The organism is Microbacterium sp. NPDC058062, from assembly GCF_042885375.1.
Taxonomy (GTDB): domain Bacteria; phylum Actinomycetota; class Actinomycetes; order Actinomycetales; family Microbacteriaceae; genus Microbacterium; species Microbacterium trichothecenolyticum_C.
This window is the reverse complement of the sequence record NZ_JBHVSC010000003.1, coordinates 430,891-453,599: the sequence shown is the minus strand read 5'-3', so window position 1 is coordinate 453,599 and position 22,709 is coordinate 430,891. Positions and strand designations below refer to the sequence as shown.

Annotated in this window: 19 protein-coding genes; 10 read left to right on the top strand and 9 right to left on the bottom strand. The window is 70.5% G+C overall.

Annotated features, from left to right (window positions below):
* Positions 1–24: 24 nt before the first annotated feature.
* The 7 genes from ACFVSU_RS11300 (at position 25) to rplI (ending at position 5,705) form a co-directional block, all read left to right on the top strand.
* Positions 25–1,224, top strand: coding sequence for an acyl-CoA dehydrogenase family protein (locus ACFVSU_RS11300; protein ID WP_387142432.1), 1,200 nt, complete (start codon positions 25–27; stop codon positions 1,222–1,224).
* Positions 1,221–2,390: a CaiB/BaiF CoA transferase family protein gene (locus tag ACFVSU_RS11295; RefSeq protein ID WP_387142429.1), complete on the top strand. Its 1,170-nt coding sequence runs from the start codon at positions 1,221–1,223 to the stop codon at positions 2,388–2,390. Before ACFVSU_RS11300 ends, ACFVSU_RS11295 begins: the two co-directional genes overlap by 4 nt.
* Before the next feature lie 143 nt (positions 2,391–2,533).
* The gene (locus tag ACFVSU_RS11290; RefSeq protein WP_387142425.1) at positions 2,534–3,832 is read left to right on the top strand and encodes a M23 family metallopeptidase; all 1,299 of its coding nucleotides are present in this window, start codon (positions 2,534–2,536) and stop codon (positions 3,830–3,832) included.
* Between the two features lie 174 nt (positions 3,833–4,006).
* A complete protein-coding gene (rpsF, locus tag ACFVSU_RS11285; protein WP_045301900.1) occupies positions 4,007–4,375 on the top strand; it encodes a 30S ribosomal protein S6 in 369 nt (122 codons plus the stop codon).
* A 5-nt stretch (positions 4,376–4,380) separates the two neighbouring features.
* Positions 4,381–4,911 (top strand): single-stranded DNA-binding protein, encoded by a 531-nt coding sequence (locus ACFVSU_RS11280; protein WP_310286801.1) that lies wholly within the window; start codon positions 4,381–4,383, stop codon positions 4,909–4,911.
* A gap of 75 nt (positions 4,912–4,986) precedes the next feature.
* Positions 4,987–5,241 (top strand): 30S ribosomal protein S18, encoded by a 255-nt coding sequence (rpsR, locus tag ACFVSU_RS11275; protein ID WP_045301896.1) that lies wholly within the window; start codon positions 4,987–4,989, stop codon positions 5,239–5,241.
* An 11-nt stretch (positions 5,242–5,252) separates the two neighbouring features.
* Entirely contained in the window at positions 5,253–5,705 is a 453-nt protein-coding gene (gene rplI / locus ACFVSU_RS11270; RefSeq protein WP_387142420.1) for a 50S ribosomal protein L9, read from the top strand.
* A gap of 62 nt (positions 5,706–5,767) precedes the next feature.
* Here the strand turns inward: rplI and ACFVSU_RS11265 are convergent, their stop codons facing one another.
* The 7 genes from ACFVSU_RS11265 to ACFVSU_RS11235 all read right to left on the bottom strand — a co-directional run bounded on the left by ACFVSU_RS11265 (position 5,768) and on the right by ACFVSU_RS11235 (position 13,638).
* The gene (locus tag ACFVSU_RS11265; protein WP_387142417.1) at positions 5,768–6,373 is read right to left on the bottom strand and encodes a response regulator; all 606 of its coding nucleotides are present in this window, start codon (positions 6,371–6,373) and stop codon (positions 5,768–5,770) included.
* Positions 6,370–7,551: a sensor histidine kinase gene (locus tag ACFVSU_RS11260; RefSeq protein WP_387142414.1), complete on the bottom strand. Its 1,182-nt coding sequence runs from the start codon at positions 7,549–7,551 to the stop codon at positions 6,370–6,372. Before ACFVSU_RS11260 ends, ACFVSU_RS11265 begins: the two co-directional genes overlap by 4 nt.
* Positions 7,552–7,634: 83 nt before the next feature.
* Positions 7,635–8,453, bottom strand: a complete 819-nt coding sequence (locus tag ACFVSU_RS11255; protein WP_387142411.1) for an ABC transporter permease — start codon at positions 8,451–8,453, stop codon at positions 7,635–7,637.
* On the bottom strand, positions 8,450–9,388 hold the full coding sequence (locus tag ACFVSU_RS11250) for an ABC transporter ATP-binding protein (RefSeq protein WP_387142408.1): 939 nt from the start codon (positions 9,386–9,388) through the stop codon (positions 8,450–8,452). Before ACFVSU_RS11250 ends, ACFVSU_RS11255 begins: the two co-directional genes overlap by 4 nt.
* 75 nt (positions 9,389–9,463) lie before the next feature.
* Positions 9,464–10,738 (bottom strand): enhanced intracellular survival protein Eis, encoded by a 1,275-nt coding sequence (eis, locus tag ACFVSU_RS11245; RefSeq protein ID WP_387142405.1) that lies wholly within the window; start codon positions 10,736–10,738, stop codon positions 9,464–9,466.
* A gap of 327 nt (positions 10,739–11,065) precedes the next feature.
* Complete coding sequence (locus ACFVSU_RS11240; RefSeq protein ID WP_387142402.1) at positions 11,066–12,541, bottom strand: chaplin family protein; 1,476 nt, start codon at positions 12,539–12,541, stop codon at positions 11,066–11,068.
* Between the two features lie 119 nt (positions 12,542–12,660).
* Positions 12,661–13,638, bottom strand: a complete 978-nt coding sequence (locus ACFVSU_RS11235; protein WP_387142399.1) for a hypothetical protein — start codon at positions 13,636–13,638, stop codon at positions 12,661–12,663.
* 606 nt (positions 13,639–14,244) lie between these two features.
* On the opposite strand from ACFVSU_RS11235, the gene dnaB reads away from it, so the two are divergent.
* On the top strand, positions 14,245–15,618 hold the full coding sequence (dnaB, locus tag ACFVSU_RS11230; protein ID WP_387142396.1) for a replicative DNA helicase: 1,374 nt from the start codon (positions 14,245–14,247) through the stop codon (positions 15,616–15,618).
* A gap of 2 nt (positions 15,619–15,620) precedes the next feature.
* Positions 15,621–16,124 carry an ASCH domain-containing protein gene (locus ACFVSU_RS11225; RefSeq protein ID WP_387142393.1) on the top strand — a complete coding sequence of 168 codons (504 nt, stop codon included), beginning with the start codon at positions 15,621–15,623 and terminating at the stop codon, positions 16,122–16,124.
* A gap of 99 nt (positions 16,125–16,223) precedes the next feature.
* Here the strand turns inward: ACFVSU_RS11225 and ACFVSU_RS11220 are convergent, their stop codons facing one another.
* Complete coding sequence (locus ACFVSU_RS11220) at positions 16,224–19,298, bottom strand: hypothetical protein (protein WP_387142390.1); 3,075 nt, start codon at positions 19,296–19,298, stop codon at positions 16,224–16,226.
* Between the two features lie 142 nt (positions 19,299–19,440).
* Positions 19,441–21,960 (bottom strand): transglycosylase domain-containing protein, encoded by a 2,520-nt coding sequence (locus ACFVSU_RS11215; protein ID WP_387142387.1) that lies wholly within the window; start codon positions 21,958–21,960, stop codon positions 19,441–19,443.
* Positions 21,961–22,141: 181 nt separating this feature from the next.
* On the opposite strand from ACFVSU_RS11215, the gene ACFVSU_RS11210 reads away from it, so the two are divergent.
* On the top strand, positions 22,142–22,708 hold the full coding sequence (locus tag ACFVSU_RS11210; protein WP_387142384.1) for a dihydrofolate reductase family protein: 567 nt from the start codon (positions 22,142–22,144) through the stop codon (positions 22,706–22,708).
* The last annotated feature ends 1 nt before the right edge of the window (position 22,709 follow it).

Here is a 22,709-nt window from a genome sequence, read left to right as displayed (position 1 = left end):
CGCGCACCGACGCGAGGAGGCGCCGTGACCGATGTCCGCCGTGACCCCGACGATCTCGCCGCGCTGCGCGAGGCATCCGATGTCCTCGGCATCGATGCGCAGCTGAGCCCCGACGAGCGGGCCGTCCGCGATCGGGTGCGCGCGTTCGTCGACGCCGAGCTGCGCCCGCACATCGCGGAGTGGTTCGACCGGGCCCGTTTCCCCGTCGAGCTGGCGCCCGCGCTCGGACGCCTCGGCGTGCTCGGGATGGAGCTGGACGGATACGGATGCCCCGGCCGCAGCGCCGTCGAGTACGGCCTGGCCGCGCTCGAGCTCGAGGCCGGCGACTCGGGCATCCGCACGTTCGTCTCGGTGCAGGGCTCGCTCGCGATGGGCTCGATCCACCGCTGGGGCAGCGAGGAACAGAAGCAGGAGTGGCTGCCGCCGATGGCGGCGGGTGAGGTGATCGGCGCGTTCGGGCTCACCGAGCCGGGCGCCGGCTCCGACCCGTCGAGCATGACGACGTTCGCCCGCCGCGATGGCGAGGACTGGGTGATCACGGGCGCGAAGCGCTGGATCGGCCTCGCGTCGGTCGCCCAGCTCGCGGTGGTGTGGGCGCAGACCGACGACGGCGTCCGTGGCTTCATCGTGCCCACGGATGCACCCGGTTTCGAGATCACGGCCCTCGAGCCCAAGGGCTCGATGCGGGCGTCCGTGCAGACGGCGCTGCAGTTCGACGAGGTGAGGGTGCCGGCATCCGCTCTCCTTCCGGGAGCACGAGGTCTGCGCGGGCCGTTCTCGGCGCTCAACGACGCGCGGTACGGGATCGTGTGGGGCGCGCTCGGCGCCGGGCGCGACAGCTACGAGGCGGCGCTGCGCCACGCCCTCCGGCGCGAGCAGTTCGGCCGGCCGATCGCGGGATTCCAGCTCACGCAGCGCAAACTCGTCGACATGGTCGTCGAACTGCAGAAGGGCGCCCTCCTGGCGCTGCAGATCGGGCGCGCGAAGGACGCCGGAACCCTGACGCCCACCCAGATCTCCCTCGGCAAGCTCAACAACGTGCGCGAGGCGATCGAGATCGCGCGCGAGGCGCGCACGATCCTGGGCGGTGACGGCGTGCTGCTCGAGAACTCGCCGATCCGGCACGCGGCGAACCTCGAGTCGGTGCGCACCTATGAGGGCACCGACGAGGTGCACACCCTGATCCTCGGCCAGCACCTCACCGGGCTCGGCGCGTTCCGATGACAGCGCCTCGGCAGGCTCGGCAGCCGGAGGAGGCCACTGGCCCGCTCGCGGGCCTCCTCGTCGCGGACTTCTCGCGCGTGCTCGCGGGGCCGTACTGCACCATGCTGCTGGCCGACCTCGGCGCCACGGTCGTCAAGATCGAGGGTCCGGCGGGCGACGAGACGCGGCACTGGCTGCCGCCGTCGCGCGACGGCGAGGCCACCTACTATCTGTCGGTGAACCGCGGCAAGCGCGCGATCACGCTCGACTTCGACGACGCCGAGGACCTCGCCCTCGCCCGTGCGCTCGCCCACCGCGCCGATGTCGTGATCGCGAACTTCAAGCCCGGCGGCCTCACGCGCTTCGGTCTCGACTACGAGGCCGTGCACGCCGCGAACCCCCGCGCCGTGTACGTCTCGATCACCGGCTTCGGCGCCGACTCGGCCCTCCCCGGCTACGACGTGCTCGGCCAGGCCCTCTCGGGACTCATGAGCGTCACCGGGGCGCCCGACGGCGAGCCGACGAAGGCCGGCGTCGCGATCGTCGACGTCGTGACCGGCCTCCACGCGGGTCTCGGCGCGCTCGCCGCGCTCCGGCATCGCGATGCCACCGGCGAGGGGCAGCACGTCGAGGTCAACCTCCTGTCGTCGGCGCTGTCGGCGCTCGTCAACCAGTCGGGTGCGTACGCGGTCGCCGGCGTGGTGCCCGAGCGGCTCGGCAACGACCATCCGAGCGTCTATCCGTACGGCCCGTTCCCGACGGCCGACGGCGAGCTCGTCCTCGCGGTCGGCAACGACGGCCAGTTCCAGCGGCTCTGCCTGGTGCTCGAGATCCCGGATGCTGCGACCGACCCCCGCTTCCTCCGCAACGCCGACCGCAGCACGGGTCGCGAGGCGCTGCGCCCGGTGCTCGAGCAGGCGTTCGCGGCGCATCCGGCGACCGAATGGGAGGCCAGGCTCACGGCGGCCGGGGTCCCGTGCGCACCGATCCTCACGATGGACGCAGCGTTCGACCGCGCCCGCGCGCTCGGCCTCGACCCCGTCGCCCACGCCGGCGACGCGCAGGTGCCAGGGGTGCGGCATCCGATCTCCTTCACCGCCACGCCGCCCGCGTACCCGCTCGCGCCGCCGGGGCCCGATGCCGATCGGGCGTGGGTCCTCCGGCTGCTCACGCAGCGGCAGGAGTGACCGCCACGCAGCCGGAGCACGACGCTCGCCGCACACCCGTTGAGGAGTCGCGCGGGCGACGATAGCGTGTGCACCACGGCGGCGGGCGGACTGGGCTGCGCGCACGCTGTCCGATCCGATCGGCATGGGGCACGGTGGTTCACATGAAGACGCTGTCGCGAGGCATCCCGAGGATCGCCGCCATGCTCGTCGCCGTACTGGCGGTCGTCGGGTGCACCGCGGATTCCGATCCCGCAGAGTCTGCGCCGACGACGGACGCCTCCCCCGACGGCGTCACCCCGGGGGCGGGCGGTCAGCTGGGCGCGCTCGATGAGGGAACGCGCTTCACGCCGCTGATGAGCTCGCTGATCACGTGGCCGATGCCGGTGGCGGGGACGGACGACAAGGTCCACATCACCTACGAGCTGCTCCTCACCAACGCGACGACTCTGCCGTTCCAGCTCGACGGTCTCGAGGTCGCGGACGCGGAGACGGGTGCGACACTGCTCGCGGAGGGCGACGAGCGACTCCCGCAGAACGTGACGAAGCTCGGAGCATCGGCCGGCGGCGAGCCCGGGTCGGGATCGGTCGTCATCGGCCCGGCGGAGACGTGGATCGCCTGGCTCGACGTGCAGCTCGACGCCGATACGGCCGTACCGGCGACGGTCGAGCATCACGCCCAGGGCGCCATCGTGCCGCCCGAAGGGGACCCGCGCGAGTTCGACGTGATGATCGGCACGGCCGCGATCGACCCCGGTCCGGCGACCGCGGTGGGCGTGCCCGTCGCGGACGGCATCTGGCTCATGAGCGAAGGATGCTGCCGCGACGACACCCATCACCGGCGCGGGTTCGCCCCGGTCGACGGGCAGGCCCTCGTGCCGCAACGGTTCGCGATCGACTTCTATCTGCTCGACGAGGAGCACCGCACGTGGGAGGGCGACCCGTCGCAGATCACGAGCTACTTCACGTACCGGCAGCCGATCGTCGCCGCCGCCGCAGGCACCGTCGTGCGGGCGCTCGACGGCATCCCGAACACCGAGTCGCTGCCGGAGCCCCCTCCCATCCCTCCCATCGAGGAGACGGTCGGCAACCACGTCGTCGTCGAGATCGCACCCGGCCTCTACACGCTGTACGGGCACATGGATCCTGGGTCGGTGCGCGTCTCGGTCGGCGACCGCGTGGAGAAGGGGCAGGAACTGGGACTCATCGGCAGCAGCGGCAACTCGACGACGCCCCACCTGCACTTCCACCTGCAGACCGCTGAGACGTTCTTCCCGTCCGACGGCGTGCCGTACGTGTTCGACGAGTTCGAGCTCCTCGGCTGGGTCCCCGAGCGCATCTGGGACGACGACCTCGGCCTCCAGCCGACCGGCGTCCTCCCCTTCGAGGAGTTCGAGCCGAGCGTCCGACAGGACGAGCTGCCCCTCGACCGGACGGTGATCCGCGTCGACGCCCAGGACTGAGCACGCAGCGAGCGGATGCCGCGAGCCCGCGATTCGGCGTGGGCCGAGGCATCCGGTACCATAGGAGGGTTGTCCGCACGCGCAACCTTGCGCGGCGAGTCGGACGACGTGCTACACACCCTCCTGCTGCCGGGAAATGCCCGACAGCCGTTCTAGTCCGAAGGAGGTGGGTTAGTGACGCACCAGTACGAACTCATGGTCATCCTGAACCCCGAGATCGACGAGCGCCAGGTCGGCGCCAACCTCGACAAGTTCCTGAAGGTCATCACGACCGACGGCGGCACCATCGAGAACATCGACATCTGGGGCAAGCGCCGTCTTGCTTACGAGATCCAGAAGAAGAACGAGGGCATCTACGCCGTCGTCAACTTCACCGCCACGGCTGCGACCACGCAGGAGCTCGACCGCCAGCTCAACCTGAGCGAGCAGATCATGCGCACCAAGGTCCTCCGCGCCGAGGAAGCGATCGCCATGATCGCCTCTGAGAAGCAGCGTGCCGACGAGCGCGCCGCCCGCAAGACCGCCAAGGCTGCGAAGGCGTAAGGCAGATGGCCGGCGAGACGATCATCACCGTCGTGGGCAACCTCACGGCTGATCCCGAACTGCGTTACACGCAGAACGGTCTCCCTGTCGCGAACTTCACGATCGCGTCGACGCCTCGCAACTTCGATCGCCAGGCGAACGAGTGGAAGGACGGCGAAGCGCTGTTCCTCCGCGCGAGCGTGTGGCGCGAGTTCGCCGAGCACGTGGCCGGCTCGCTGACGAAGGGCATGCGGGTCATCGCGACCGGCCGCCTCAAGCAGCGCAGCTACCAGGACCGCGAAGGCAACAACCGCACCGCGATCGAGCTGGAGGTCGACGAGATCGGCCCGTCGCTGCGCTACGCGACCGCACAGGTCACGCGCGCCGCGGGCGGCTCCGGCGGTGGCGGCAGCTTCGGCGGCGGTGGCGGCGGTCAGTCCCGTCCGCAGGTCGCCGACGAGCCGTGGTCGACGCCCGGTTCGCAGAACGCCGGCGGTGCCGGCGGCGGCGACGCGTGGGCGGCCCCGGGCGCCTACGGCGACGACACCCCGTTCTGATCGGCCTGATCTCAGAAGCAGATTCCGGATGCCCCGTGACGAGGCATCCGATCAAGAAAACGTAAAGGAAACACCATGGCTGGAAAGGCAACCGGCGATCGCCGGAAGCCGCGGAAGGGCGCGAAGAACGCGGCCCCCGCGAAGGCGATCCGTGTCGGTCTCATCGACTACAAGGACGTCGCGACGCTTCGCAAGTTCATCTCGGAGCGCGGGAAGATCCGCGCCCGTCGTATCACCGGTGTCTCGGTGCAGGAGCAGCGTCTGATCGCCAAGGCGATCAAGAACGCGCGCGAAATGGCGCTCCTGCCTTACGCCGGCGCTGGCCGCTAAGGAGTACCCACATGGCAAAGCTCATTCTCACGAACGAGGTCGCCGGGCTCGGTAGCGCCGGTGACGTGGTCGAGGTCAAGAACGGGTTCGCCCGCAACTACCTCATCCCCCAGGGCTTCGCGGTCGCGTGGACCCGCGGTGGCGAGAAGCAGGTGGCGTCCATCCGCGCCGCCCGCGAGGCGCGCGCGATCCACGACCACGAAGAGGCTGTGGCCCTGAAGAACAACCTCGAGACCAACAAGGTCCGCCTGGCCGTCAAGGCCGGCGCCGAGGGTCGCCTGTTCGGTGCGGTCAAGACCGTCGACGTGGCGGACGCCGTCAAGGCCGCCGGCCTCGGCGAGCTCGACAAGCGCAAGATCCACATCACCTCCCCGATCAAGTCGGTGGGCGAGCACGAGGCGACCGTTCGCCTCCGCGACGACCTCACCGCCGTGATCACCCTGCAGGTGGTCGCCGCCAAGTAATACCTGGCGCACGAACGGATGCCGCGAACCCCATGGGTTCGCGGCATCCGTCGTCTGTGGGCTCAGAGCCAGCCGTTCTCCTGGGCGAGGCGGGCGGCGTCGGCGCGGTTGCGGCCGCCGGTCTTGCCGATGGCGCTGGACAGGTGGTTGCGCACGGTGCCCTCCGACAGGTGGAGCATGCGGGCGATGTCGGCGATCGAACCGCCGGTCTGCGCCGCCGACAGCACATCGGTCTCGCGCTCGGTGAGGGGCGAGTCGCCCTGGGCGAGCGAGTCCGCCGCGAGGGCCGGATCGACGACCCGCAGTCCCTGGGCGACGCGGCGCACGGCGTCGGCGAGCTGGGCGGCAGGGGTGTCCTTCACGACGAAGCCGGCGGCGCCCGCCTGCATGGCGCGCTTCAGGTAGCCGGGCCGGCCGAACGTCGTCACGATGAGCACGCGGCACGTCGGCAGCGCGGCGCGCAGGGCGGCGGCCGCGGCGATCCCGTCCAGCCCGGGCATCTCGATGTCGAGCATCGCGACGTCGGGCAGCGACGCGAGCGCGGTCGCGACGACCTCGTCGCCGCGGCCGACCTCGGCGACGACCGCAATATCGGGCTCGAGGCCGAGGAGCGCCGACAGAGCGCCGCGCACGAGCGCCTGGTCGTCGGCGAGGAGCAGCCGGATCACAGCGTCACCCGCAGACTGAAGCCGCCCAGGTCGCTGCGCCCGATCGTGAGGCGCCCGCCGGCGGCTTCGACGCGCTCGCGCAGGCCGGCCAGTCCGGTCGACGTCGTGGCCGCCTCCGTCGGCCCGCGGCCGTCGTCCGCGATCTCCACGTCGTGCGCGCCGAAGCTCACCCGGCAGCGCGTCGCCCCGGAGTGCCGCACGACGTTGGTCACCCCCTCGCGCACGACCCAGCCCGCGAGCTCGCGACGATCGGCGGGCACAGCATCCGTCGACGAGGGGAGCTCGGCTGCGATGCCCGCGGCCGCGAGCGCCTCCCGCGCGGCCGCGAGCTCGCCGCTCACGTTCACGGTGCGCACTCCGGCGACGGTCGCCCGCACGTCGGCGAGGGCGCCACGTGCGAGCGCCTCGACCTCGGCGATCTCGGCCTTCGCGCGCTCGGGGTCGGCATCGACGAGCCGTCCTGCCAGCTCCGCTTTCACCGTGACGACGGTGAGCGAGTGGCCGAGGATGTCATGGATGTCGCGGGCCACGCGGCTGCGCTCCCGCTCGACCGCCAGCGCCTCGAGCTGCTTCTGCGTGTGCCGCAGCTGGTTCATGGTCGCGGTCGTGCGGGCGAAGGACGCCATCATGAGCGAGATCGAGACGATGATCCCGGGCACCCAGAGCACGTTCTCATCCCACCCCTGCGTCACCCCATTGGTGACGAGGGCCAGTACCCCGAGGCCGAGGATCACCGGCCACGTCCACTGCCACGGGAACACGCACATGCCGACGATCACGCCGACGTAGGTCCACATGGCGGCGATGCCCCAGCCCAGCCACGGGAAGAGCGCGAACGAGAGCACGAACAGGGCGGCGCACACCACGAGCCGCCCGCGGTTGTCGAGCGTCCACGCGATGGGCGCCGCGGCGAGGAACGCGAGCGCGAAAACGACGACGAGGACGAGGCCGAGCGTCACCGATGCCGGCGAGACCGAACGGACGACGACCTCCTGCGCGAGGCTGACGAGCCACACCAGCGCGACGCCTGCTCCGATGTACCAGCTCAGCGCCGCGCGGGACCACAACGCCCGCGGGAAGCGGCCGCTCGCCCACGTCGCCGCGCCGTGCCTGCGCACGGGCCACGGTGGTCCTGCCGTGTCGGTGTCCGGGCGGCCCTGGCGAGGCGTCGCGTGCATGGCTCTCACCGTATTCGCAGGTGGCGGACGGGAACAGCTCCGGCCGCACGAGCCTCGCGGGTCGGTGCGGCCGGAGCGGCGGTTCAGACGCGCTTGGTGTCGCGACGGAAGGCCCATGCGGCACCGGCGACGAAGATGCCGAGCCACACGAGAGCGTTGACCAGCCACAGCACGTCGAACGGCTCACCGGTCAGCGGTGCGCGGGTGATCTCGCTGATGCCGTACACGGGCGTGAACCGGGCGATCGTCTGCATGAAGTCGGGCATCGCGCTGAGGGGCGTGAAGAGGCCGCCGAGGAACGACAGCAGCACGATCGCGAGGCTCGTGATCTGCGCGGCGCTCTCGCCGGGCACGAGGTAGCCCACCATGAGGCCGAGCGTCGTGAAGACGGCGCTCGCGAGCAGCCAGCCGCTGAGTCCCGTCGCGATCCACTGCGCCGGAGCGAGCTGGATGCCGCTGACCGCGCCTGCGATGTAGGTCGCGACGACGGCGAGGAGGCCCAGCATCATGCCGGCGATCATCTTGATGATCACGTTGACCATCGGGTTCAGCGGGGTCAGCCGCAGCTGGCGGCTCCAGCCCTGCGCGCGCTCGATGCCCACGCCCGCACCGGTCTGCGTCGCCGACATCATGGCGCCGTACATCGCCATCGACACCATGATGTAGGCGGCCACCGACGGGCCGCCCTCGGAGAGGGGGGTGGCGGTGAGCTGCTGGTCGCGCAGCGGGAGCCCGATGGTGACGAACATCACGATGGGGAACGCGACGATGAACACCACCGTGCGCCGGTTGCGGAGCTTGCGCTTGAGCTCGATGCCCAGATAGGTGAGGTTGAAGCCGCCGAGCGGTGGTACCCGCCGCTCGAGCGACACCCGGTCTGCGGTCGGGGCGGTGATGGTCATGATGCCGTTCCTTCGGAGGTGAGGGCGAGGAAGACGCTCTCGAGGTTCTGTGCCGCGATCTCGATGTCGCGCGCGGCGGTGCGGGTCAGCAGATGCCGGGCGACGGCATCCGAGTCCCTGGTGTGGATGGTGAGTCGCTCGCCCGCCGCTTCGACGCTGTCGACGCCGGGCAGTGCCGCCAGGGCGACCGGATCGGCGTCCGCGAGCGTCGCCGTCACGGTCCGGCCCGACACCATGTTCTTGATGTCGGCGGTCGGCCCGTCGGCGACGATGCGTCCGCGGCTCATCAGGATGATGCGATCGGCGTACTCGTCGGCCTCTTCGAGGTAGTGCGTCGCGAACAGCACGGTGCGACCCCTGGCGACGTCGGCCCTGATGGCGTTCCAGAACGAGCGGCGTCCCTCGACGTCCATGCCGGTGGTCGGCTCATCGAGGATGAGCAGGCCGGGGTCCGAGAGCAGCGCCATCGCGAAGCGCAGCCGCTGCTGCTGACCGCCCGAGCACAGGTCGACGCGACGGTCGGCGATCTCGGCGATGCCGGCACGCTGCATCACCTCGTCGGCGGGACGGGTGTCGGCGAACAGGCTCGCGGTCAGCTCGAGCGTCTCACGCACCGAGATGTCCTTGAGCAGTCCGCCCGTCTGCAGCACCGCCGAGACGAGGCCGTGCGCGATGGCCGCGCGGGGCGATTCGCCGAAGACGGTCACGGTGCCCGAGTCGGGATTCGACAGGCCGAGCATCATGTCGATGGCGGTCGTCTTGCCTGCGCCGTTCGGGCCGAGGAAGGCGACGATCTCGCCGGGGCGCACCTGGAGCGTGACCTCGTCGACGGCGTGGACCGAGCCGAACGACTTGCGGAGCGCGGTGGCGTCGACGGCGAGCGGGAGGCCCGGTACCGCGGCCGCCGCTCGGACGAGGGGTTGTGTGGTTTCCATGCCCTCAGCGTCTCGCCGAGGCCGCGCGCGACCCTCACACGGCTGTCACGATGTGCCCGTGACAAACGTCACGGGTCAGAAGATCCAGTTCGCGCCGGCGGCGACCGGCCACGACCAGGCGGCCGAGGCCGTGCGCAGCGCCTCCGGCGTGCGCACCTCGATGAGGCCCGCCTGCGCGAGCGAGCTGAGCGAGACCGAGCCGAGGTGCGCCGCTCCGAGTTCGCGGACGTCGAGCACGAGGTCGGGTTCGGAATCGGATGCTGCCACCTCCGCGTGCTCCCACGCTGCGGCGCGCACGCGCCACCGCCCCGCGTTCGCGGGCAGCATCGCGTCGGTCACCTCGAGCACCACGTCGACGTCGCCCGCGTACCGCCGCTGGCCGAGCGCGGTCGGTAGATCGAGGATGCGGATCCATGAGTTGTCCTGGTAGTCGGGAACCGCGGGGCGGATGTCGACGAGCAGCGAGACGATGGGGTCGTCGACCGGAAGGTTCGAGATCTTGACACGGCTCGTGAGGTCGAGATCGAGCAGCACCGCCCACATGCGATGGGCCGCGGCCGCGGTGAGGGCGACGGCCTCGCGCACGTGCACGGTGCCCTCGGCGCCGGCGCGCTCCCACGACATGGTCCGCCGGAAGGTTGCGAAGGCGAGCGTGTTGTCGGCGGCGTCGCGCACCAGCAGGAGCCGCAGCGACTCCTTGCCGCCGCGGTACGCGGGCGGGTCGGCGTCGCGGGCGGTGCGCTGCTCCCGCGTCTCACGCGTCGCCCAGCCCGGACGACCGAGGCCGGCCGGCAGCCGCGCGTAGTCGCGATGGATCGAGGCGACGAGATCGCCGTGGATCTCGGCATCCCATTCCTCCAGCTCGACCTCGAGCGCGGCGGCCCCGGCCACCGGGCGCAGCGCCGCGCCGCGCGGGATCGTCAGGTCGAGCTGGGTCGAGGCCATGCCGTAGCCGAAGCGGCCGTAGATCGGCGTCTCGGCGGCCATGAGTCCCGAGATCGCCTCGCCGTTCTCGAGGCAGTCGGCGAAGTGGTGCTCGATCATGCCGCGGAGGATGCCGCGCCGCCGGTGCCCCGGGTGCACGCCGACCCAGGTGAGCCAGCCGCACGCGATCTCGGCGCCCGGGACGGGGTAGGCACGCAGCGGATAGGTGCCGTGGAAGCCGGCGAGCACCTCGTCGTCGTCGACGCGCGCCACCCCGTAGGTGCGATCCCAGCTGAGCGGGCTCGGCAGCTCCCGCAGCGCCTCGACGGATCGCTCTGTGGGGAAGGCCCAGGTGTCGAGACGGAGGACGTCCTCGAGCCGGTCGGCGTCGACGGGGGTGAGGCGATAGGGCTCGGGGAGCGGCATCCCTCCACTCTGGCGAGGAGGGGACCGGCGCGCAACGCAGCGGGTGAGCCGGGCGCCGGTGGGCACGACGAGGCGGATGCCGCGAGCCCCCCGGGTCGCGGCATCCGCTCGTGACATCTCCGGCCGTGCGGCGCCGGTCCAGGCAGCGCCGGAGCCGACACGGACGGAGATGGCTGTGGGACCCCCGATCACGAGGCGCGGTCCAGGCAGAGCCGGCACACGCGATCGGGGGCGTTCAGGGCGGGAGGGCCGCCGTGGCGACCCTCCCGCGTGCTCACGCGGGTCGGAGGGGTGGGGCACCCGGGGAACGCCGAGATGCCCCTCGACTCACGCGGAGCGCCGCCGCGACGCGCGTGCGATGGCGCCCGCTGCGAACAGCGAGAGCCCGAGCAGCAGGAACGGCATCACACCCGTCCCTCCCGTCGCGGCGAGCTGAGTGGCGGTGCCGGCCGAAGCCGCCGAGCCGGCCATCGCGGCCGCCGAGGCGGTCGCGGCGACGGTCCCGTCGGTGCCCGGCGTTCCGTTGTCCCCCGGTGTGGTGGGGGACGTCGGGTCGACCGGGTCGACCGGGTCGACCGGGTCGGTCGGGTCGACGGGGTCCGTCGGATCGGTCGGCACGACGGCATCCACCGTGGTGCTGTCGCCGATCACCGAGACCGCGTTGCCGCCGATGGTGATGGGCAGCGAGATCGGCGCGAGGATCTGCGTCCCGCCGAGGATCGAGCCCGATCCGCCGGTGCTCCCGGTCGTGCCGCCCGTGCCGGTCCCCGGCGCCGCGACGGCGCCCGTCGAGGCGCTGTCGCCCACCCCCGAGATCGCGTTGCCGACGACCGTGACGGGCACGGCGATCGGTGCGAGCACCTGGGTGCCGCCGAGGATCCCGTCCTCGCCGGTCGTGGTGCCCGTCGGGCCGCCGTTCGCGGAGCCGGCGGTGGGAGCCGCAGCGGCGCCCTGGCTCGAGCTGTCGCCGATCACGGAGACGGCGTTGCCGACAGCGGTGATCGGTGCGGTGACGGGTGCGAGCACCTGGGTGCCGCCGAGGATCCCGTCCTCGCCGCTCGTGGTGCCCGTCGGGCCGCCGTTCGCGGAGCCGGCCGCAGGAGCCGCGGTGGCGGCATCCGTCGACGAACTGTCGCCGAGGACGGAGATCGCGTTGCCCGTGACCGTGACAGGCGCGGTGACCGGGGCGACGACCTGGGTGCCGCCGAGGATCGAGTCCTCGCCGTCCGTCCACGCATCGGCTCCCGACGAGGAGCCCGAGGCGGCGGGTGCGGTGGTCGCGCCCTCGCTCGAGCTGTCGCCGACGACCGAGATCGCGTTGCCCGACACCGTCACCGGAGCGGCGACGGATACGAGGCCCTGCGTGCCCGAGAGCACGCCGTCATCGCCCGACGTCGCGGCGGCCGGAGCCGGCGCGGGTGCGGGTGCGGCGGTCGCAGCATCCGTCGATGAGCTGTCACCGACGACCGCGACCGAGTTGCCGCTGACGGTGATCGGGACGTTTACCGACACGAGCGCCTGCGAGCCCGAGCCGATGCCGTCGGACCCGCCGGTGGACGCGGCCGGAGCCGCCGCCGGGGCGGGAGCCGCGGTGGTCGCGCCGTTCGAGGAGGAGTCACCGAGGACGGAGAGCGATGTGCCGCTGACCGTGATCGGGAGGTTGACGTCGATGATCGCCTGGCTGCCGGAGAGCAGTCCGTCGTCACCGGTGGTCTCGGCCGCGTTGGCGACCGTCGCGCCGAGCAGCGTGATGCCGCCGGCCAGGAGCGTGCCCAAGAGGGCGCGCTTGTAGAAAGTGCGCATGATGTTCCCCTTTGTGGATTGATCGGATCGCAGCGCGGAAGGGTCGCGCTGCTCAGCGCGGAGGGCGCGCTGATGCTCTGCCGCTCACGCTCGAGTGAGCAGAAGCGGCGGCGAGCCGATCAGTCGGGGGAGACGTCGGTGGAGCCGGCGGGCGCCGGCGGCGCGTGCTCGTCCTGCGGTCCTGCTCGGCGCACCCAGGCACGGTGTGCGACGAGCGGAAGGAGGGCAGCGAGCGCCCAGGCGCCGGGACCCGCACCACCGGGTCCCGCGGAAGCAATCGACAGGCAGAGTCCGCCTGCAGAGCCGAGGATTCCGCCGGCGACCAGCGCGGCGGAAGAGGTGACGAGAGCGGCGCGCGTGGCCGCTTCGGAGACGGATGCGGCGGCCCAGTGGCCGAACGCGCCCGCTGTCGTCGTGAAGAGGGCGGCGGCAGCATCCGTCCGCGCGGCGAGAAGTGCGATCGCGGTCGGTGCCGACGAGTCGGCCGACGCGTCGAGGAGGCCGGGGAGCTGGGGGATGGCGGGAAGAGCGGGGAGCCCCGTCGCCGGGGGCCGGCCGATCGTCGAGCCGGTGTCGTCGACGGCGCCGGCGAGGCCACCGAGCGTCGCATCGACGGTGCCGCCGAGCTCTGTCACGGCATCGTCGAGGCCGACGCCGGAGACGATCCCGCCGACGATCGGCACCTCGGTGACGAGGTCGACGACCGGCTCCGCGATCTGGCTCACGACACCGCCCGAGTCGGCCTCCGTGACCGGCTGGGTCACCGTCGTGACGACGGCGCCCACGGTCTGCACGACCTGGCTCACGGGCTGCTGCACGGGAGCGGTAGCGGCGGCGACCACGTTGTTCACCGCAGCGGTCACGCCGGTCGTGACGGTCGAGACGGTGCCGGTGACCGTCGACGCGGTCGTGTCCACCAGCGAGGTCACGGCACCGAGGGCACCCCCGAGCGCTCCTGCGTCGTCGGGCTCGTCGGCGTGCGCCTGTCCGAGGCCGAGGCCGAGGACCAGCGAGACGACGATCCAGGCGAACGCGGTCGCGGCCCCGATGAGGGCCAGCCGCACGATCCTCGGCAGCTGCGAGGTTGCAATCTCCACGTTCACCTCCCACGACGAAAGAGCCGCACGTTCCGGACGGATCGTGCGTGAGGGTGCCTGGAACCCCGAGGGTACTCCTTGCCGATTCGGTCTGTCCAGACCCTTTGGACGGTGAGTCCCTTTGTCTCGGCCCGGCATCCGGGGACCGCACGGCCGGCGGGCGATTGTGCACAGGACTGTGTTCGCGAGCAAACCTTCAACCCCGACTTCAACCACATCTCTCTCCACAGGCTGTGGATTGTGCAGGTCCCGGTCAGGGGGGATTTCGATGACTTAACCCCCAGAAGGACGTGGGGTTCTCCACAGGGGTTGTTCACAGGAGCGACGGCGTTTCTCCCCCACTCTCCACAAAGTTATCCACAGGGTGTGTTGCGACTGTCGGGGGTCATCCTTAGCGTGGGGTGCGGCCCATTCGGGCGTCGCGCCTCCGTGCTGGGTTCGGTGACGCGACGGCGGCCGCAATCGCACGACGGAATCAAGCGGGGGGCGAGATGCCGTGGCATCTCGCCGATCGCTCGTGCTCAGGCGCGCCGATTCGGCGAGCCGTCCCGATACCGCCGAGAGAGCTCGGATGATGTGAACAACGGTAGGGAGGACGCGCAGCCTATGTCGATCGCCGACATCTCAGAAGAGCGCATGGGGGGTCTTCGCGACTTCGAGCGCACTCCCCCGCACGATCTGCTCGCCGAGCAGAGCGCCCTCGGTGGAATGCTGCTGTCCAAGGATGCGGTCGCCGACGTCATCGAGACGCTGCGCGGCACCGACTTCTACGTGCCCAAGCACGAGCTGATCTTCGAGGCGATCCTCACCCTCTACTCGCACGGTGAGCCGACGGACGTCGTCGCCGTCACCGACGAGCTCATCAAGACGGGCGAGCTGCAGCGCGCCGGCGGCGCCGACTACCTGCACACGCTCACCTCGATCGTGCCGACCGCCGCGAACGCCGGCTACTACGCCTCGATCGTGTCGGAGCGTGCCCTGCTGCGTCGCCTCGTCGATGCCGGCACCCGCATCGTGCAGATGGGGTACTCGGGTCAGGGCGAGGCGCTCGACCTCGTCAACAACGCGCAGGCCGAGATCTACTCGGTGACCGGTGCGGAGCAGGCCGAGGACTACGTGCCGCTCACGATCGCGGTGGATGCCGCGGTGGAAGAGATCGAGGCCGCGCGCGGTCGCGACGGCCAGATGACCGGCATCCCGACCGGCTTCTCGGGTCTCGACGCGCTGACCAACGGTCTGCACCCGGGCCAGATGATCATCATCGCGGCGCGACCCGCGATGGGTAAGTCGACGCTCGCGCTGGACTTCGCTCGCTCGGCGGCGATCAAGGCCAACATGCCGACGATCTTCTTCTCGCTCGAGATGGGGCGCAGCGAGATCGCGATGCGCCTCTTGAGCGCCGAGGGCGCGATCCCCCTGCAGTCGATGCGAAAGGGCACGCTCGACTCGCGCGACTGGACCACCGTCGCCGCGACCCGTGGCCGCATCAACGACGCGCCGCTGTACATCGACGACAGCCCCAACATGACTCTCGTCGAGATCCGCGCGAAGTGCCGCCGGCTCAAGCAGCGCGCGGGCCTCAAGCTCGTCGTCATCGACTACCTGCAGCTGATGACCTCGGGCAAGCGCGTCGAGTCGCGCCAGCAGGAGGTCTCGGAGTTCTCGCGTGCCCTCAAGCTCCTCGCGAAGGAGCTGGGCGTGCCGGTCATCGCGCTGTCGCAGCTGAACCGTGGCGCCGAGCAGCGCGCCGACAAGAAGCCGGCGCTGAGCGACCTCCGTGAGTCGGGCTCGATCGAGCAGGACGCCGACATGGTGGTGCTCCTGCACCGCGAGGCCGCCTACGAGAAGGACTCCCCGCGCGCCGGCGAGGCCGACCTCATCGTCGCCAAGCACCGCAACGGCCCCACCGACACGATCACGGTCGCCTTCCAGGGCCATTTCTCCCGGTTCACAGACATGGCCCCGGGCGACTTCGGCTGACCATGACGTCATCGCCTGTGAGGCCGGTCGACGTCGAAGCGGCTCGGCGGATGTGGGAGGAGTACGCCGCGGCCTGCCCGCAAGCGGTCGCCGCGTGCCCTGAGTACACCGTCGAGCATTTCGGCGATTCCGAGCGCCTCGCCGACGAGCTTCTCGCACACGTCCTGAGCGGGACGAAGCGGGCGACCTCGGAACTCGTGGCGGATTTCGTCGCCCGCGGCGACGAGGTTCCACGGATCGGGTCTCACTGGATCGCGTGCGACGGTCGCGGCGTGCCGACGATCATCATCCGCAGCGTCGAACTGCGCCTCGGCGACTTCGCGAGTGCTGACCCCGCGTTCGCCGCGGACGAGGGCGAGGACGATCTGAGCCTTGCCAGTTGGCAGCGTGAGCACCGTCGGTACTGGATGCGCGTCTCCGCGGCGCAGGGTCGGCAATGGTCCGAAGACGAAGAGATCGTCTTCGAACGCTTCCGGGTGGTCTGGCCGCTGCAGCACGCCGACTGACGGGCGCCGATGAGAGCGCGCATCAGCGGGGAGTGCTTCGACGGAGAGTGAGGCGGCCGGCCGGGAAGTCCCGACCGGCCGCCTCCCTGTCTCACCGGGTCAGTGGACAGCGATCAGATCGTTCGTCCAGCCGATCATGCGCTGTGCGAACACCGCATTCACGCCCTTGCCGCGCTGACCCTCCAGCTGGTGCACGACGGCGCCGAGCTGGTTCACCTCGGTCGGATGCTTGCCCGTCGCGTGGCTCTTGAGCGCCGCGTTGAGCTTGTCGCGCAGACCCTTCTCGACCTTGGGATCGGTCACGAGCTTCTCAGCGACAGCCCGGGTGCGGTTGTTGCTGAGCGACTCGGTCGTGGCCAGCAGCGTGAATGCCCGGGTGGCAGTGCCGGTGTTGCCGACGAAGTCGGTCGCCGTCGCCACCGCCGTGTGCGCACCGGTGTCGAGCGTGAACATGTCGAGCACGTAGCCCGTCGGCACCGCGGTGCCATCGAACGTCACGGACTGCGACTCGACCCCGCTCAATGCATCCGTGATCGTGTAGTGCACGCTCGCGAAGTCGTCGGTGTCGTAGCCGGTGGCAGCCGGCTGACTCAGGTCGACGACCGGCGCTGTGCGGTCGACGCGGACCGTCTGGCTTCCGGTGACCGTCTCGCACTCGCTCGACGTCTTCCACTCGATGACCCACTCCAGGTTCTCGTCGGCGTCCGCCGGCAGGGCGAACTCGGCGACCGCACCGTTCACCGTCGTCCACGTCGGCTCGGAGCCGGCGGGGTGGACGGCGTACGTCGTCGTCAGCGACTCCGGTGTGAAGGAGTCGTCGGCGGCGCTGACGGTGAACGTGTGGTCCACACCCACCCACTGCACGCCCGAGACGACGGCCTCGTCACCGGCGATCCGGAAGTCCGCGCTGAGCGACCCGGCGATCCACGCCGGCGCACTCGGGGCGTCGCCGTGGTCGGGGAAGTTCTTCCCCGGCAGGTACCAGGCGCCGTTCTCCCAGTCGCGGAACACGTCGCGGAAGGTCGAGCGCGCGACGCACGACTCCCACAGCGGCATCTGGCCGGTGCCGGCGTACTGGGGCTCCTCCTCGGAACTGTGGCCCGGGTCGGGCGAATCGAAGACCGGCAGGCGATCGGCGCGCCAGGAGTGGTCGGAGTCGATGCTCCGCAGCCACGGCTGCCCGTCGAGCCCGTCGATCATCACGTTCGCCGGACGACCCGCGGGGTCGGCGTAGAGGGCGGTCGACACACCCGGCAGCAGGTTGGCGCTGCGGTGATCGGAGATGACCTGGTTGAGGCCGTTCGCGTCGAGGAGGAGCAGCTTCGCCATCTGCACGGCGTCGTACGCGGGCTCGAAGTCCTCGAGCGTCCACTCGGCACTGTCCTTCAGGCGGGACGAGGGCACCACCGTGCCGTCCGGCAGCTCGACCTGGTCGCCGACCAGCGGGTCGACGAGACCCATGACGGCGTCGAGGTACTCGCGGTCGCCGTCGTCGAACAGGTCCACGTGCACGTCCTCGTCGGAGAAGGGCACGTCGATGTCGGCCGAGCCGACCTCCATCCAGTGCGTCGGGCTCTTGAGGAAGTCCGACAGCAGCTCGACGTCGAAGCCGAGCGCCTCCGAGGCGAGCTCGAGGACGAGCTCCTTGGCGTCGGCGACGAGCGGGTCGAGGAAGTCGATGTCGGGCATGATCGACTGCAGCAGATCCTGCAGCCACAGGAAGACCGCGCCGCCCTCCTCGACGACCTCGCCGACGAAGTCGGGAGCGCCGAGCATCGACAGCAGGTACTCGTTGATGAAGCCGGGCTTGTCGCTGTCGTTCAGACCGCCGAGCGTGTAGCCGGCCACCTGGAAGATGCCGATGCCGTCCTCGCACTTCGCGCGGTCGGTGTCGAGCACCTCGTCGGTCTCGCCTTCTTCGGCGTCGCCGTCGCAGAGGAAGTTCTGCGCGTCGCGGAACGTGCCGGCGTCGAAGAGCGTCTTCGACAGCGCCTCACCCAGCTCGGGCCAGTGCTGCAGGCCGCGGTCGATGTCGTCGATCCATGCGTCGAGGTAGGCGATGATCGCCGGGTTGACGATCGCATCGTCGGCTTCGTCGATCGGGCTCGTGACGCAGAAGTACTCGGCCCGGCATTCCTGCACGGTCACCGGCTTCACGGTCACGCCTCGCACCGTGTCGACCGTGACGTTCTCGACAACTTCGTAGCAGTCCCAGTCGACGATGTTGCAGTCCTCGTAGTCGAGGTCCTTCTGCATCGCCGCGCGCTCGACCTGCAGCTTGGCCTTGAGGTCGATGAAGTAGTCGATGAGCGGGCCGCGGTTCGGCTCGGGCTCGTCGCCCACGGTGTACGCGAGGCCGGGGCATCCGTCATCCGCCGTCCCGTCGCCGTCGTCGTCGATGCCGTCGCCGCACGTGCCGACCGGCAGCGGGTTGTTCGGGTCGACGAGGGTGTCGTAGATCCACGCGGTCGGCGCGGAGTACTCGAACGCCGGCGTGGAGTCGTTGCTGTACTCGGGGCCGGTCTCGTCGGTCTCGCCCGCGACCTGCGAGCGCCGCGAGTTGCCGTCGAAGCCCGCCGTCGCATCGCCGACGTAGCCCTCGGCGATCACGTGGCGCAGCGCGATCTCGAGCGCCGTCGGGTCCTCGAGGTCGAGGATCTCGCCGACGCCCGGGAAGATGCCCTCTGCCACCTGGTTGATGAGCGTGTGCGCCCACATGTCGCCGGCGGCATGCGTCATGAAGCCGTACGCGAAGGCGAGGATCTGCTGCTTCTCGGCGGCGCTGCGGCCCGCGTCGTCCTGCGCGTCCCACGCTGCGGTCATGATGTGCTGCAGCCACCTGCCCGTCTCGTCGGGGTGGATCGCCGACTGGCCGTAGGCCAGATCGGGGAACCCGTCGGGGCCGATCACGCCCGCGTTGTACGCGGCCGGCTGGTTGCGCAGCGCCGTGACGATGTCGGCGCGGACGGTGTACTCGGCGCCTTCGACGGTCACCTTCCCGTCGTCGGTGACGTCGTCGTAGGCGTTCTCGGCGGTGGCGTTGTGGGTGTACGGCTTGAAGGCGGCGGCGGGCAGCGCACTGACGACGAGTGTCGTCACGGTGAGCGCCGCGGTCGCGGTCAGGCCGGCTGCGAGCTTCGTGAAGCTGCGGCGTCGGCCGGCGGTTCGAGACATGGGCTTTCCTCCCCAAGGAAACGGACGTGCAGAACGGATGCTCCGAGGCACCGAGAGTCGCCGACGTCTTCGCCAGATACACGATCGGGAAAACGGATGCTGCCGTCCGGGGTCCGCTCAAACCCTCGGGCGACGACGAGTCTCAACCGTTGCCGTTGCCGTTCCCGTTGCCATTCCCGCCGTTGCCGTTGCCGTTGCTGTTGCCGTTGTCGTCCGGGGGCTGGTCCGGACCGGGAGCGGGTGCCGGACCCGGGCGCGGCGGCGGCGCGGCGCGGCGCACCAGGTTCGCGGGAGGCGCGGGGAAGTCACTGCCCCCGTAGAGCTGGTTCGCGGCCGCCTGGATGTCGCGGGTCATCGGCAATCGGATCGTCGACAGCGCCCGGCCGTTGTAGAAGGACCGGAACACGTCGCCGAAGCCGGTGGTGTTCCCGACCCACACCGCGGTCGTCACGCGGGTGCTCGACTCGACCAGCCACGTCTGGATGTTCTCGTGCGTTCCGGTCTTGCCCAGCATCGGCGTGCCGTCGTTGGGGTTGCCGCCCGACCCGGTGCCGCCCGGGCGCATGACGCCCTGCAGTGCGAACGCCGTGGCCGCCGCCACCTCGGGACTGATGGCCTGTGTGCACCGGTTGCCCGGCACCGGAAGCTCGGTGCCGTCGGCGTTGACCACGCGCTCGATCACACGGGGGATGCAGTAGACACCGCCGTTCGCGACGGTCGCGAATGCGCCGGCCATGGCGACGGGGGCGATGTTGTTGGTCCCGATGATCGAGGCGGCGCCGTCGAGGTCGACAGGGTCGCCGTCGCCGCGGGCGACGCCCATCCGGGCCGCGACGTTCTCGATGTCGCAGAGGTCCAGCTGCTCCGCCATGCCGAGGAAGCCGCTGTTGAGGGACTGTGCGGTGAACTGCAAGGGCGTTCCCACGTAGCCGGCCGCGCCGCCGAAATTGCGCACGACGTGGTTCTCGCGGTTGATCCACGTGCCCTCGCAGCGGTCCCGGAGCCGGGGGATGGCCCGCAGGGTGCCGTTGACCGTGTCGGACAACGTGTGCCCGGTCTCGAGCCAGTCGACGAGGGTGAACAGCTTGAAGGTCGATCCGGTCGGGAATCCCGTCGAGACCCCGTGCATCATGTCGCCGGCGTAGACGAGTGAGCTGTATACCGGGTCGGTGAGGGCGAGGTCGCGGTCCTCCGTGAACCGGTTGTTCTGGCTGATCGCGAGGATGCGGCCGGTGTTGACCTCGATGCTCACCGACGCCGACCCGAACGACATGCCCGCCACGGTCTCGGGCGCGTACCGGTGCATGGCGTCCTGCGACGCGTTCTGCAGGTTCCAGTCCAGGGTCGTATAGATGTTCAGGCCCTCGCGCGTCAGCGACTTCTGCCGGTCCTCCGGCGTCGCGCCGAACGCGCTCGCGTAGTCCGGGTCCGATTGCACGGTGTTCACCACGTACTGGCAGAAGAACGGGGCCGCGCTCGACCCGCACCGGGTGGGCGGCAGCTGCAGCGCCGGGGTGATCGGCTCGATCGCCGCGGCCACGTACTGCTCGGCGGTGATGCGGCCGTCCTCGCGCATCCTGTCGAGCACGTAGAGCTGGCGTCCCTTGGTCGCACTGTAGGCGTCCCCGGCTGCGAGGTACTGCTCCGGTGTGATCGTGCCGTCGGCGAGGAGGGTGTCCAGGCCCGCCAGCGTGCCGGGGGTCACGTCGTCCACCGAGCCGTCGGCGGCCTTGTTGTACCGGGTGCCGTCGCCTCCGAAGATCGAGCCCTGCGCCCGGTCGATCCGGAACGTGTTGGGGTTCTGCACGATGCCCGCGAGCGTCGCCGCCTGCGTCAGCGTGAGCTGGGCAGCCGTGGTGCTGAAGTAGTAGCGCGCGGCCGCCTCGATGCCGTAGGTCGTGCCGCCGAAGTTCGCGATGTTGAGATATCCCAGCAGGATGTCGTTCTTCGAGTACTTCTGCTCGAGCTGGACGGCGTAGCGGATCTCCTGCAGCTTGCGTTCGTAGCCCTGTACGCCGTCCGCCTGCGTGGCGTCGAGCCAGCACTGCTGCAGCACCTGGTCGCGCGTCATCTTCACGACGGCGGCGCCGTTCTCGTCGACGACCGTCTCGCCCGCCTCGTTCGACTCGTACACGGTCTCCGCGTCGCGTTCGCAGCGCTGGACCAGCACGTTCTTCACGTACTGCTGGCTGATCGAGGAACCGCCCTGCGTCTGACCGCCCTGCGCGTTCTTGATCAGGGCGCGCGTGGTGCCGAGGATGTCGACGCCGCCGTGCTCGTAGTACCGCGGGTCCTCGGAGGCGAGGATCGCGTCGTACATGACGAGCGACACCTGGTCGAACGCGACGGGCTCGCGGTTCTGGTCGTAGAACGACGTCAGCTCGACGTCCTGCCCGGTCGACGGGTCACGAGCGTAGATCGTCGTCGGCAGCATCAGGCGGTCGATCTCGAGGTAGCTCGGCATGTGGTCGAACAGCGACACCGCGCTGCTTGCAGCGTGCCCGCCGATCGCGATGGCCGGCGCGAGCGGCGCGACGACCAGCACACCCGCGATGACGCTGAGCGCGAGGAGGCCGACGAGGCCCCCGACAACCCCCGCGAATGTGCGCCGGTAGCGGGGTATCGGCGCGACCGGTGAAGAACCTTCTGATGGCTGCTTCACGACAGCTTCCAATCTGCGGTGGGAGAAATCATGTCAGACCGTCCCCGATTCCGCGATGGGTTCGGTTCGCGACACGGGGGGTGTCGGCGCACGGGGGCGGCGCATAGGCTCGGTCGAGGCATCCGCTCGAGAAAAGAACTCCCGCAGAACGCGGCGAGAACCGGACACGAAGGAGAGTCCCATGCAGACCGTGACGGTCGACTTGATCATCTCGCTCGACGGCTACGGGGCCGCGGAAGGGTGGCCGGGTTTCTGGGGGATGGAAGGTCCCGAGTACCTGGCCTGGCTCGCCGAGTCGCCGGACAAGGACGATCCGCTGCTCATGGGGGCGACGACGTTCCGCCTCATGTCGGAGCTCGCCGGCGGTGGCGAGGAGGGCACCGACATGCTCGGCGGCATCCAGAAGTACGTCTTCTCGTCCACGCTCGAAGAGCCGCTCGCCTGGGAGAACACGACGCTCGTCCGCGAGGATGCCGTCGCGTTCGTCCGGCGACTGAAGGAGGAGTCCGACCGGCCGCTCCGCACGCTCGGCAGTGTCGCCCTCTGCCGGTCGCTGCTGCTCGCGGGCCTCGTCGACCGCTACCGGGTGGGCGTGTTCCCGGTGATCACGGGCGCAACCGGACAGGACCGGATCTTCGACGGCTACCCCGACGTGCGCCTGGATCTCGTGGAGGCACGCACGTTCGACGGGCGCATCCAGCTGCTCGAGTACATCCCGACGGTGCTCGACGGCCCGCCCGGGGCATGAT